12 protein-coding genes are annotated in these 12,976 nt (G+C 62.4%); 10 read left to right on the top strand and 2 right to left on the bottom strand.

Annotated elements, in window-relative coordinates:
- Nucleotides 1-48: 48 nt before the first annotated feature.
- From NO877_RS06575 to NO877_RS06585, 3 genes are all read left to right on the top strand, one after another.
- Nucleotides 49-1,452: a hypothetical protein gene (locus NO877_RS06575; RefSeq protein ID WP_256395527.1), complete on the top strand. Its 1,404-nt coding sequence runs from the start codon at nt 49-51 to the stop codon at nt 1,450-1,452.
- On the top strand, nt 1,449-1,724 hold the full coding sequence (locus NO877_RS06580) for a DUF3106 domain-containing protein (protein WP_256395528.1): 276 nt from the start codon (nt 1,449-1,451) through the stop codon (nt 1,722-1,724). The genes NO877_RS06575 and NO877_RS06580 overlap by 4 nt, the downstream gene beginning before the upstream one ends.
- A 112-nt stretch (nt 1,725-1,836) precedes the next feature.
- Nucleotides 1,837-3,825 carry a DUF7527 domain-containing protein gene (locus tag NO877_RS06585; protein ID WP_256395529.1) on the top strand — a complete coding sequence of 663 codons (1,989 nt, stop codon included), beginning with the start codon at nt 1,837-1,839 and terminating at the stop codon, nt 3,823-3,825.
- 79 nt (nt 3,826-3,904) lie between these two features.
- On the opposite strand, the gene NO877_RS06590 is transcribed toward NO877_RS06585, so the two are convergent.
- On the bottom strand, nt 3,905-4,210 hold the full coding sequence (locus NO877_RS06590) for a hypothetical protein (protein ID WP_089670888.1): 306 nt from the start codon (nt 4,208-4,210) through the stop codon (nt 3,905-3,907).
- Between the two features lie 201 nt (nt 4,211-4,411).
- Here NO877_RS06590 and NO877_RS06595 point away from each other — a divergent pair, with 201 nt between their 5' ends.
- From NO877_RS06595 to NO877_RS06625, 7 genes are all read left to right on the top strand, one after another.
- Entirely contained in the window at nt 4,412-5,761 is a 1,350-nt protein-coding gene (locus NO877_RS06595; RefSeq protein ID WP_256395530.1) for an adenylosuccinate synthase, read from the top strand.
- Nucleotides 5,762-5,806: 45 nt separating this feature from the next.
- Nucleotides 5,807-7,096 (top strand): phosphoribosylamine--glycine ligase, encoded by a 1,290-nt coding sequence (gene purD, locus NO877_RS06600; RefSeq protein ID WP_256395531.1) that lies wholly within the window; start codon nt 5,807-5,809, stop codon nt 7,094-7,096.
- A 150-nt stretch (nt 7,097-7,246) separates the two neighbouring features.
- Nucleotides 7,247-7,861 carry a hypothetical protein gene (locus tag NO877_RS06605; protein ID WP_379827130.1) on the top strand — a complete coding sequence of 205 codons (615 nt, stop codon included), beginning with the start codon at nt 7,247-7,249 and terminating at the stop codon, nt 7,859-7,861.
- A 200-nt stretch (nt 7,862-8,061) separates the two neighbouring features.
- Nucleotides 8,062-8,580, top strand: a complete 519-nt coding sequence (locus NO877_RS06610; RefSeq protein WP_256395533.1) for an acyltransferase — start codon at nt 8,062-8,064, stop codon at nt 8,578-8,580.
- Nucleotides 8,581-8,793: 213 nt separating this feature from the next.
- Nucleotides 8,794-9,870: a PAS domain-containing sensor histidine kinase gene (locus NO877_RS06615; RefSeq protein WP_256395534.1), complete on the top strand. Its 1,077-nt coding sequence runs from the start codon at nt 8,794-8,796 to the stop codon at nt 9,868-9,870.
- A 153-nt stretch (nt 9,871-10,023) separates the two neighbouring features.
- The gene (locus tag NO877_RS06620; protein WP_256395535.1) at nt 10,024-11,160 is read left to right on the top strand and encodes a multicopper oxidase domain-containing protein; all 1,137 of its coding nucleotides are present in this window, start codon (nt 10,024-10,026) and stop codon (nt 11,158-11,160) included.
- A gap of 2 nt (nt 11,161-11,162) precedes the next feature.
- Nucleotides 11,163-12,185, top strand: coding sequence for a halocyanin domain-containing protein (locus NO877_RS06625; RefSeq protein ID WP_256395536.1), 1,023 nt, complete (start codon nt 11,163-11,165; stop codon nt 12,183-12,185).
- Here the strand turns inward: NO877_RS06625 and NO877_RS06630 are convergent.
- On the bottom strand, nt 12,182-12,976 hold the full coding sequence (locus NO877_RS06630; protein ID WP_256395537.1) for a mechanosensitive ion channel domain-containing protein: 795 nt from the start codon (nt 12,974-12,976) through the stop codon (nt 12,182-12,184). The two genes, NO877_RS06625 and NO877_RS06630, sit on opposite strands and share 4 nt — an antisense overlap.

A 12,976-nucleotide genomic window follows, 5' to 3' on the forward strand; every position in this document is an offset into this window, starting at 1 on the left:
CACGCCGAGTCGCAAGCTACTCCTATCGGCTGGCCCTACCGCAGGCAAATGGACCGTCGACGGCTCGGCCTGCAGGCTGGGGTCGGACTCGCAGGGGCACTGGCTGCGATCACGCTACTCAGCGAGGATGTACTCGCCCACGCGGCCGGACTCAGAGACGCCGGAGCCACGACGGTCGACGTCCCGACGTGGCTGTTTTTGGCGACCGGCGGCGGCGCTGTCGGGGCCTCGTTTCTGCTGGCATCGTTCGTCACCGACCGTGTCTTCATCCGCTCGTTTCACCAGTGGGGTGGGACGCTCCCGTCGCCAGGGAGAATTGTCTCGTTTATAACTCGACTAACGGGTATTAGCCTCCTCCTACTGACCGTGTATGTCGGCTACGCCGGGCCCCCGACCGGGTTCCGCAACTTCGCGGTCGTCTTTGTCTGGGTCGTCTGGTGGGGTGGCTACGTCGCCTCGACCTACCTCGTTGGCAACACGTGGCCGACGCTCAACCCGTTTCGAACGATCGCTGACCTGTTGCCGACGATCGACCGAGTGTATCCTGATCGATTAGGCGCGTGGCCGAGCGTGGCCGGGCTCCTCGCGTTGATCTGGATCGAGGTCGTCACTCCGTTGGCCGACGATCCGCGGCTGTTGGCGTCGATGATTCTCGGCTACGGCGCGGTCACCGTGGCCGGGGCGGTCGTCTTCGGCTCCGAGGCGTGGTTCGGCAACGTCGACCCGATCTCACATGCTTTCTCGTTTTTCGGTCGGTTCGCACCCTTCGAGCGAACTGCCGAGGGGATCTCGTTCCGCCTGCCGGGGATGGCACTCACCGACCCCGATCTCGTTTCGGGCCGCGATGAGGTCGCATTCATCGTTTGTCTGCTGTATGTCACCACGTTCGACGGCTTCGTTGCGACGTGGCTCTGGGAGACGTTCGTCGTCAGTGTTGTCGGGTTCGGGCTCCCACCGTTGTTGGTCTACTTTGTTGCCTACATCGCCGGGTTCGGGCTCTTTCTGGGGGCCTTCTGGTGGTCGTTGGGGCTGGCTCGCCGCTACGGTGAGACCTACATCTCCCAGGAGGAGCTGGGTCGACGGTTCGCCCCCTCACTGCTCGCGATCGCGGTCGGCTACCATCTCGCCCACAACCTCGCGTTCGTCCTCGGACTGCTGCCCGCAGTAGCCGTTGTCAGTGCCGCCCCGCTGTCGCCACCGCAACAGCCGCCCGTGTTGGCGGGACTCCCCGGCTGGGTTTCGGGGCTCGAGATGGCGCTCGTCTTGGGCGGCCACGTCGTCGCCGTCTGGGTGGCCCACGCAGCCGCCTACGAGCTGCTGCCCGGTCGGCTCGAAGCGATCAAAAGCCAGTATGGGATCACGCTCGTGATGGTCGGCTACACGATGATCAGCCTCTGGATCGTCACCACGCCGATCGTCGAGCCGCCGTTCATTTCGGGAGGTGGCCCATGAGCGACCGGCCACAGCCTGAAACCACAGTCCCGGCCGACGAAACTCCAGTAGTCTGTCCCTACTGCGGGTTCGAACTCACTGACGACAAACAACGGCGGCTTCATTTAGGGCTCGAACATTATGCGGAGCTTACCGACGAGGAACGCGAGGCGTTCAAGGAGACGTATACCCAAGAAGAAACCGAGCTCAACCGGTTTCGGATCGTTGCCCTCGGCGGGTTGGTCGCGCTCTATTTCGGTTTCCTTGTCGTTTATGCCGTCTTGGCAGTCTGACCGCAAACCGCGGATATCGCGGTAGCCCACGTTTAATTCATTTTTAAATATATGAATAAAATGTGCGACGCTCCGGAAAGTATTTCAGTCGTCTCTAGCGACGTTATACCAAATGGATAGCGAGATAGTCGACGCCGTGACCGAGTGGGAGTCGGCCCCGTTCAGCGGCGGGTACGAGGGTCTTCACGGGCTCGCTGACCGGGAGTTTTCGGGCGCGGTCACACAGGGCACGGTGTGGGCCTTCATGCTCAACGGACGACTCATCGGAGTCGAAGACGGATCGGTATCGTCGTTCGACGAGGCCGACGGAACCGTATACGAGGCTCCCGCCGACGCCTTGCCGTTGCTGTATGCGATGCAGGGCCACGGCGAAAAACAGGCACAGTACTACACGAACGAAAAGCCGATCTCGGAGGCGGATGCCACGCTTTCGTCGGGCAGTTTCACGGGCTATATCGAACTCTCCGAGAACGTGCTTTCGGGGGATTACTACACGGTCTACTACGGTGGCAAGTCGATGAGCGTCGCCTTCGTCGGCAACAGCCGACAGCTTCTCACCGACGAGGAGGCCTTCGAACGGGCCGACGACGAGGTCGGTATCTACACGGTCTACGCTGCGGATCTGGAGGTTATCGATATTCCGGAGCCAGCCGGAGCAGCCGACGAGGAGTCTCCTGGATCGGCGGCTCGCTCGACCGACCAACCCGATTCCGAGACCGACGCCGACACCGCCGACACTACTGAGACGGCCGATTCAGTGACGCCGACGCCGTCTCCCAGCGAGACGTCGTCTGCGCCACCGAACTCGGCGACATCGAGTTCCGAGACGGCGAGCACCGAGACCACAGATACAGAGGGCAAGAGACCCACGGCCACGAAGACGGCCGCAGCAGCCGAGACGAACGGGGGGCCGAGTGTCGCACAGTCTACATCGGCGGCGAGTGCTTCAGCTGCGAGTACTGCTGAAGCCGACGGGGAGCAGAACGACGACGCGTTCAGCGCCGAGGCCGAGTGGCGCAACGCAAAAACGATCCCGTCGCTCGATCCGAGCAGTGATCCCGACGAGAAGACGGCCTCACGGTCGGCGGCCCAACGATCGGCATCGAAATCGCCGCAGGGGCAGTCGACCGCTGGAAAGAAGCTCTCCCGAAAACAGCTCCGCCAACGGCTCAAACGGGCCGAGAAAGTCATGGAGAAGGCCGAAGCACAGCATGAACAGTTGGTCAAAGAGCGGGATAGCGCGGTCGCCGAGCGGGATGCGGCCCGCGAAGAGCTCGAATCCGTCCGTGAACAGCTCTCGGAGGCCGAAGCCGAGGTCGACCGGCTCGAAGCGCAGCTCGAATCGGGACCGACTGCCGACGTGAGTGGGATGTCGGGCGGCCGGTCGATGAGTACGACCGAGGCTTTAGAGGGAACCAACCTGCTGGTCCGGTACGCCTCGAAAGGCGACGCCACCCTGGAGGACGCGCTCTCCGGGGCGGCGACACAGGAGGAGGTCCGGGGTAACCTCCGGATCGACTCACACACCACCTTCGACAGCAATGGAGTGAGCGTCGACGGAACGCCGTTCGAGACGTTCCTCGACGACCGGATCGAACTCGCCTTTACCCGGTGGCTCGTCGAGGAGTTCCTCTTCGATATCCAACAGACCGGCAACCAGACCGATCTCAAGGGGATCTACGAGGCGATTCCGGCGATCAACCGGGCCGAAATACGTGGCAGCGTCTCGCTCGATACCGACGACGAGGAGTCGATCGACGCGGAGTTCGACCTTGTCGTTCGTGACAAGCGGGACCAGCCGCTTTTCGTCGCGGATTTCAACGAGTCGAACCAGCCGGTCGGCGGCGCGGTAGTCAACTCCCTGGTCCGGGACGGCAGCGAGATCATCCAACACGAAGAGAGCTTCGCTGGCGCGTTCGCCGTGACCACGAGCTACTACAAGGGCGAAGCCCTCGATGCGGCTGCCGATGCGACCGGTGGCGGGCTGTTGAGTGCGAGCCGCGGCAAGAGCTTCGTCTACATCTCCCGCAAACAGGGGTTCCACCTCTGTCTGATCGAACGGCTCGGCGATACCTTCGATCTCCACGTTCCGGAACTGTAGTCGGTGCCGAGGGTGTTCAGACGAGAAACGGCTCGTGGGGCTTCGGAAAACAGTGCGCAGTCGGTGACAACAACAAACTCTAGCCTTCGATCTCGGCGGCGTCGTCGATGCGCATCGTCCGGAGCTTCTCGACGATGGAGTCGATCTTGTTGTCGAGGTCGTCGACGAACTCCTCGGTGTGGTCGGTCTGGATCGCGCCCTGACTCGACGGCTCGATGAGGTTCTCCTCTTCGAGCACGCGAAGCGAGTAGCGGACCTTGTGGTGTGGGTAACCAGTCTCGTTCGACATCTTCACGATGCCGATCGGTTCGTTCTCGATCACCATTCGGAGGACCTGTAGGTGCCGTTCGAGCATGTCGACTTCTTTCTCAAGTCTGTCTATCATGACACATGCTAACTTGTCTTGGTCCCTTTTAAAGATTGCTGTCGGCACGGGTGAAAAGGTCAGTACTGTGAATGGTTGGAGTGAGAGTAGTTAACAGTTCGGGTTCTGTGGCGTGTTGTCACGCCAGCCGACGGGCCGAGAGAGGGGTCGGAGTGGTGGACCGTAATCGGTTTACCCCCTGCTTGTGAAGCGACGGCTGTTATGACCGTAACTATCGTCGGCTCCCAGTTGGGCGACGAGGGCAAGGGCGCACTCGTCGACATCTGGGGCGGCGACGCCGATGTCGTCGTCCGGTATCAGGGCGGCGACAACGCAGGCCACACCGTCGTTCGCGACGGCAACGAGTACAAACTTTCGTTGGTCCCCAGCGGGGCCGTCCGCGGCAAAGTCGGAATCCTCGGCAACGGCTGTGTTGTCAACCCCGAAACCCTCTTTGACGAACTCGATACGCTCCGCGAGAAGGGACTGGACCCCGACGTGCGGATCGCCCGCCGGGCCCACGCGATTCTCCCCTACCACCGCGTGCTCGACGGGATCGAAGAGGAAGTCAAAAGCGACTCGGATCTCGCCGCCGGAACGACCAAACGCGGCATCGGCCCGACCTACGAAGACAAAGCGGGCCGACGCGGCATTCGGATCGGCGACATGCTCGACCCCGAGGTGCTTCGGGACCGACTCGAATACGTCGTCCCCCAGAAGCGGGACCTCGCCGAAGAGATCTACGGCCTCGATATCGCAAACTCCGAACACGCCGATGCGTTCGACGTCGATGCGCTGTTCGAGACCTACAACGAGTACGGCCGTCGGTTCCGAGAGGAGTCGATGACCGTCAACTGTGGGGACTTCCTCGGCAACCGACTCGACGACGGCGACGAACTGCTGTTCGAGGGCGCACAGGGAACCTCTATCGACATCGACCATGGCATCTACCCCTACGTCACCTCCTCGAACCCGACCGCTGGCGGCGCAGCCGTCGGCACCGGTGTCGGCCCGACCGTCATCGGCCAGGGCGAGGTCGTCGGCATCGTCAAGGCCTACCTCTCGCGAGTCGGTACTGGACCACTACCAACAGAGCTCGATGGCAACGAGACCGAGGAGGAACTCGCCGACTTCATCCGCGAAAAGGGCGGCGAGTTCGGCACCGTGACGGGTCGACCCCGACGCATCGGCTGGCTCGATATCCCCATGTTGCGGCACGCCGCCCGCGCCAACGGCTTTACCGGAATCGCGGTCAACCACATCGACGTGCTGGCGGGCCTCGACGAGGTCAAAGTCGGCCACGCCTACGAACTCGACGGCGAAGAGATCGAGACGATGCCCGCGACCACAGAGCGGTGGGGCGACTGTGAGCCGGTCCTCAAATCCTTCGAACCGTGGCCGGAAGTCGACTGGGCCGCCGTCGCCGAAGAAGGCTACGAGGCGATTCCGGCCAACGCCCGCGAGTACCTCGAATACGTAAGCCGGGAGGTCGGCGCGCCGATCTACGCGATCGGTGTCGGCCCCGGTCGGGAAGAAACGGTCGTCCGCGCGAATCCGTTCGACTCGCAGTAGCTCCCAAAAGTAACACTTACGGCCGTTTGTCGACCTTTCTCCGGTATGAGCGAAACCGTACTGTTAGTCGGTGGTGGCGGCCGCGAACACGCCATTGCCCGCGCGTTGGCCCCTGATTGTGCGCTGTACGCCGCTGCGAGCAACCGCAACCCCGGGATCATTCGACTCGCCGACGGGTTCGAAACGATCAGCGAGACCGACGCCGAAGCGCTGGTCGACTACGCCGAAGAGGTCGGCGCTACTCTCGCCATCGTCGGCCCCGAATCCGGCCTGCAGGCCGGTGTCGCCGACGCCCTCGACGAGGCGGGGATCTACACCTTCGGTCCGCAGTCCGAGGAGGCGAGAATTGAAACGGACAAAGCCTTCCAGCGGCGCTTCATGCAGGACAACGACATTCCGGGCTGCCCGGTCTTCGAGACGTTCGAAGACATGGAGGCGGCCTGCGACTACATCGACGACAGCGAGATCGATCTCGCGGTCAAACCCGCCGGGTTGACTGGCGGCAAGGGCGTGAAGGTCATCGGCGATCAGGTCGACAAAGAGGGTGCAAAGGAGTACATCCGGAGCGAGAACTACGACCGGGTCGTGCTCGAAGAGCGGTTCGTCGGCGAGGAGTTCACCCTCCAGGCCTTTGTCGCCGATGGCGACCTGCGGACGACGCCAGCGGTCCAGGACCACAAGCGCGCCTACGAGGGCGACGAGGGACCAAATACGGGTGGAATGGGCAGCTACAGCGACACCGGCTTCGAGCTGCCGTTTATGGGTGAGGGCGACTACGAGGACGCCGTCGAGATCCTGGAGGCCACCGTCGAAGCGATGCCCGATTATAAGGGAATTCTCTACGGCCAGTTCATGCTCACCAGCCAGGGACCGAAAGTCATCGAGTACAACGCCCGCTTCGGCGACCCGGAGGCGATGAACACCCTCCCGGTACTCAATACGCCGTTCATCGACGTGCTCACGGCGGCCCGCGACGGCGAGGAGTTGCCCGAACTGGAGTTCTCCGGTGAGGCGACCGTCTGCAAGTACGCGGTTCCGGCGGGCTATCCGACCGATCCGGATTCGGGCGCGAAGATCGCGGTCGACGAGGAGACCGTCGGGGAGGGGCTGCTGTTCTACGCCAGCGTCGACGAGCGCGACGACGGCCTGTATACGACGACCTCCCGATCCTTCGCCGTGGTCGGCCTCGCTGACAGCATCGCCGCAGCCGAGGAGATCGCCGAAGAGGCCCTCGCCGCGGCTGGGGATGGCCTCCGTATCCGACACGACATCGGGAAGGCTGATCTCGTCCAACAGCGCGTCGACCACATGGCCGAACTGCGCGGCGACGACTGACTACCTGCCGAATTGTAACTCATCCGGCTAGGTGTGTGCACTAGCTGAAACAGTATTGTTGCCGGTTCGGAGATCTCTTGTTTCGACCATGTCGTTATACCACAAAACGCATCCATAGTGCCATGTAATATCTTGTTGGAAATCTATACGATGAACGAACCCGATTCAACTGAAGATGAGCCCACCCTCCATCGGAGTGGCTCCGCGGGAACAGGACGTTCTCGCCGGTTCGAAAATCCCGATACTCGCTTGCTCTTAGTGGGCACACTCGCCGTGGGAGTCGCTATCGGTGCACTCCTCGTTGGTGGACTCCCGATCTCAGAGGAGTCACCACCCGACCCAGAGATCGAATCAGTTGAAATTCTCGACGCAGGGTGTCACAACGAGGTCCGTTCCTGGGCAATGTCGAGCTCTGATGGGGTCTGGGTCAGTACGATCAATAACACCGCAAAGCAGACAGCGGTATCTGCACAGATCCGTCGAACGTCTCTGCCGGATGCGACGGTCGCCACATATCGGCTGTCTCTGGAAACGCACAATACGACAGTCGAGTCCGATGAGTGTCCTGGCCGGATCGTCTATCGTGTCGAGTACGATGCTCCATACCCCGATGCTGCGGACGCTATGCGGACGGAACGATACGTTGATGGCGAGTTCCACGCCTGTGGCAGTTCGACCAGCGGTCCGGAGCCGGGCTGTGCCGCGCTGTATGAAGATCGGCCGACACAGTACTCGAACGGCACCGTCACATACGAGTCGGCTTGAGTCGGTACGGATAGTCAACTGTCGTCTTCACCCTCTACGTCTCGAACGCTGTTATTGTCCGCCTCCGGTTCTATCTGTCACGAGCATACTGGGGCAGTCACAAATCCAGGATGAAGAGAGTCACACAGCCAGTAGCGACTTATAAGTAATCGGCGTTTACTGCGGATGCTCTTTTAGGGATTCCCGACATACAGCAGGTCGTGAGTTCCCCACCGGCCGACAGCGAGCGCCGACACGATCGACTCGAACGCCATCCGACCAGCGGTCGACACAACTCGCTGTGGTCGTGGCCCGAGGCCAAGTCGCCGCTGCGAATCGTCCTCAACTATATCGTCGTCTGGCTGGTCCGACTCTCGCCGAGCCTCCGGCTGAAAAACTGGCTCGTCCGGCAGTTGGGCGCGACGGTCGGTGAGGGAGTTTCGTGGGGCCTCGAATCGACGCCCGACGTGTTCTGGCCCGAGCGGATCACCGTCGAGGATCACGCTATCATCGGCTACGACGCGACGATCCTCTGCCACGAATTTTTACAGGACGAGTACCGCGTGGGCGACGTTGTCATCGGCGAGCGGGCGATGATCGGCGCTGGGGCGGTGATCCTGCCGGGCGTCGAAATCGGTGCGGGCGCACAGGTCGCCGCGAACTCGCTCGTTGCTCGGGACGTGCCAGCCGATGCGACGGTCGCCGGAATTCCCGCCGAACCGGTCGACCACGATGACTGAGAATTGTTTGCTGTTCCCGCAAATATTGGCTGTATATTCCTAAGGGAGCCGGTGAAAGTTTGTTATATAGGTTCTTATTTATGCTCTCAGTATGTGTTTGTAAACATGAATTCAGTCTCACAGATCACGCGACAGCCAACAGGGATTCGGGGCCGCTTTCGACGAATCGCCGCCACGTACATCGACCGTCGCTCACAGGAGTCGCGCTGAGCGATGCAGTCGGAGCAACACCACTCGGAGGGCTGTTTCAGACATCTCTTCGAGGAGCTCGAAGACGCCGTCGTCAAGTTCGAGCTGGTGGACAGAGAGGAACGTAGTTCCTCAAGCAGCCGGGCAGAGCCCGGCGAGAGCGAACCCGTCATTATCGACGCCAACGACGCCTTTACCGATGTCTTCGGCTACGATGGTGAGACGGTGATCGGCGAACCCCTCAACGAGCTGATCGTCCCGGCGGCCAAACGCGCGGAGGCCGCACAGTTCGACCAGCGAACACAGGACGGAGAGTCGAATGCAGCTATCGTCGAACGAATGACCGACGAGGGCGAGCGGAAGTTCGTCTATCGGGGCGTTCCCTACGAGGAGGATTACGGCTTTGCGATCTACTCGGATATCACCGACGAACTCCAGCGGGAGCGCCATCTCGATGTGCTCCACCGCGTGCTCCGGCACAACCTGCGAAACGATCTCACCGTCGTCTTAGGGATGGCCTCCAGGATCATCGAAACCACCGCCGAAGACGAGACACGAGCGGCCGCAACAAAGATCAAACAGACCGCAAGCGAGCTCTCACAGCTCAGCGACGAGGCCAACACCATCGCGAAAGTCCTCGGCGAGCAGGCGACCGTCCGACCGGTCGAACTCGATCCGCTTGTCAGTGACGTGGTCGCGGATATCGAATCCCGGTTCGAGGCGGCCGCGATCAGCGCCGACATCCCGACCGATACTGCCGTCAGCGCAAACGACAAACTCCAGATCGTCCTGCGGAGTCTCCTGGATAACGCAATTCGGCACAACGACTCGCCGGAGCCACGGGCGACCGTCACGGCCGAACGCCCCGACCCCTCGACCGTCGAACTCGAAGTGATCGACAACGGACCGGGCATCCCGGCGGCCGAACAGCGAATTATCACCGATGACGACGAGATCACCCCGCTCAACCACGGCAGCGGGCTCGGTCTGTGGCTCGTCAAATGGATCGTCGACACCTACGGCGGCAGTCTCGACATCGAGACGCCACAGAGCGGTGGGACTGTCGTCCGGCTCCGGCTGAATCACCCCAACGGCAACTGAGCCCGGTCGACTTCCCAGCAGATCCAGTCACGGACGACGTTCGATTCGTTCGTATATACCCGTACGGCCGAACATATTCGCGGCGTCTCCGACGCCGCGGGAATCGCATTCTGGAACTATGTACGGTCTGTGCCAACTGTCGGGTGTACACCAATGAGTAATCATATCGGCGCACCCGGACGGGGTATCTCACGGCGTGAGTTTCTGGCAGCGACCGGTGGGGCCGGTGTCCTTTCGCTTGCGGGCTGTTCGGCACCGACCAACAACGCCCTCGGCGGGGTTCGACCGCAGGTCGAGTCGGGCGACCTCCCGACGACGAGCCCGCCGGAGGTCGTCAACGTCGACGAGCAGGGCGGCTCGGTGACGATGTCGACGGTCACCTCGCGGCATCAGGTCCATCCACTCGATTCGATGGGTGGGCCGATCGAACTCCCACGAGTCTGGGCGTTCCAGGCCGACGACGGCGAGCCGAGCGTCCCCGGGCCGATCCTCCGGACGACCGAGGGCAACGATATGGAGGTCACCCTCGACAATACCGACGCGAGCCATCCCCACACGCTCCACTTCCACGGGGTTCGAAAGACCTGGGAAAACGACGGCGTGCCGACGACGACCGGAATTCAGGTCGATCCCGGCGAGCAACACACCTACACGATTCCGGCAAACGTCCCGGGGACGCATCTCTACCACTGTCACTACCAGACCCAGCGGCACATCGATATGGGGATGTACGGCATCCTCCGGGTCGACCCCAAGGGGTACGAGCCCGCCGACAAGGAGTACTTCCTCACCCTGAAAGACTGGGACTCGCGGCTCTCGAAGATGATGGACGGGCAAAGCGTCGACTACAGCCCACGGGACCGGACCCCCGATGTGTTCACGATGAACGGCAAGAGCCTCCCGCGGACGATCCATCCCGAGGAGGGGTCGCCGATCATCGTCGACTCGGGGGATACGGTTCGGCTCCACCTCGCGAACTCGGGCTACATGGCCCACCCGATGCATCTCCACAACCACCGCTACCGACTCATCGCCAAAGACGGCGGGCAGATCCCCGAGGCGGCCCAGTTCGAACAGGACATCACCAACGTCCCGCCCGCCGGTCGACACACCATCGAGTTCGAGGCCGACGCCGACCCCGGCATCTACCTCATGCACTGCCACAAGGTCAACCACGCCATGAACGGGACCTTCTATCCCGGCGGGATGGTCAACGCGATCGTCTACCGGGATGCGATGGACACCGACGTCTTCGCCCAACTCATGGAGTACGCGGGCTACGAGGGCTGACCATGACCGGAGACCACGCGCAGCCACCGATCTCACGGCGTACCGTGCTCCGTACCGGCGCAGCGATCGGCACGGCGAGTCTCGGACTGACGACTGCCGGAGTCACAGCAGCCCAAAACGAGGTCCAGGAGCCCGATTACGGCGACTGGTTCGGCAACGTCGGCAACTACGACAGCACGGTCGACGAGCGGGGCAGCGACGAAGTGACGATTACGGTCGGCTCGTCGGCCAACGGCGGGGCCTACGGCTTCGATCCGGCAGCGATCCACGTCGACCCCGGGACGACGATCGTCTGGGAGTGGTCCGGCGACGGCGGGAGTCACAACGTCGTCGCCGAGGACGGCTCATTCGAGAGCGAGCTGACCGAGGAGGCGGGCCACACCTTCGAGTACACCGTCGAAGCCGAGGGGATCATCACCTACGCCTGTTCGCCCCACAAGTCGCTGGGGATGAAAGGCACGATCGCGGTCGGCGACGTCGAGACGGTCACAGTCGAGACCGCCAGCGAGGGCGAGAGCGAAGCCGACGACAGCGAGGACGGTATCGACTACGATGGCTGGTTCGAGAACGTCGACAACTTCGAAGAAACCGTAGACGAACGGGGCAGCGACGAGGTGACGATTACGGTCGGGGCCGACGGCAACAAGGGTCACTACGCGTTCGATCCGCCCGCGGTCCGGGTCGACCCCGGGACGACGATCGTCTGGGAGTGGGCCAGCGACGGGCCGAGTTACAACGTCGTCGAAAACGAGGGCCGCTTTGCAAGCGATCTCACAGGTGAGGGCGGCCATACCTTCGAGCAAACGGTCGAGGACCGTGGGATCGTCAAATACGTCTGTTCGCTCTACGAGCGGATGGGGATGCGCGGTGCCGTCGTCGTCGGTTCGCCTGACGCCGATGGGGGGTACAGTCGGAGCGATCTCCTGACGCTGGGCGGCGGGCTCGGTCTCGTCGGCGCCTTGGTTTCGGTGTTCGCCGCTGGAACCACCAGCAAATCCGGACAGTCGGCAGAATCCGGCCGCTAGCGCCCCTGTATCCTGACGATCCCGTCTCTGAGGACGGTCCGGTTCGGAATGATGTGTTCTTCGCCGTCAGTCTCGATGCGGGTCACGAAGAGATCGACCTCCTGGACGATCCCGCGTTGGCCGCCGACTTTCACCTCGTCGCCGATGCTGTAGGGCTGATTGAGCAGCAGATAGACGCCCGCGGTCGCGGAGGCCAGCAGGTCGTGGGTAGCGAGTGCGGTGAAGACGATCAGCGCGAGCGCGTAGGCGGCCAGCAGGACGATCAACGCGAGAACGGCAACGCCGATCTGACTGAGCGCGATCAGGATCGCCACGAACAGTACGCTGTATTTGGCGAGCAGCGGAATCAGTCCGATTTCGGGGAGTTTGATCCCGCGGAGCCGTTCGGAGACCAGCAGCTCGACCTTGTCGGCGATGACGACACCGGCGACCAGAATGACGATCGCGATGAACAACTGCGGGAGGAACACCGCGATGCCGCCCCAAAACAGGTCCGCAAACCGGAGGTCAGCGATCGTGATCGCCGTAAAGACGGCCACCAGAAAGGTAAACGCCCCGCTGAGCTGTGTGATGATCCGTGCAGTGGAGGTCCCGAACTCGTTTGTGGTTCGCTCGAAGCTCGTCCCCTCGATCGTCTCGACGACCCCCATCCTGTCGAGCAGCCGACTCGTGACGCCCATCACGCCGTAGGCGACGAGTACGCCGACGGCGAGGATGACAAGCGCCAGCCAGAGCCGGACCGGAACGCCGCGGATGATCCCGTCGACGGCGATCTGGATCGGCCCGAACAT

Source organism: Halohasta litorea, from assembly GCF_024494645.1.
Classification (GTDB): Archaea; Halobacteriota; Halobacteria; order Halobacteriales; family Haloferacaceae; genus Halohasta; species Halohasta litorea.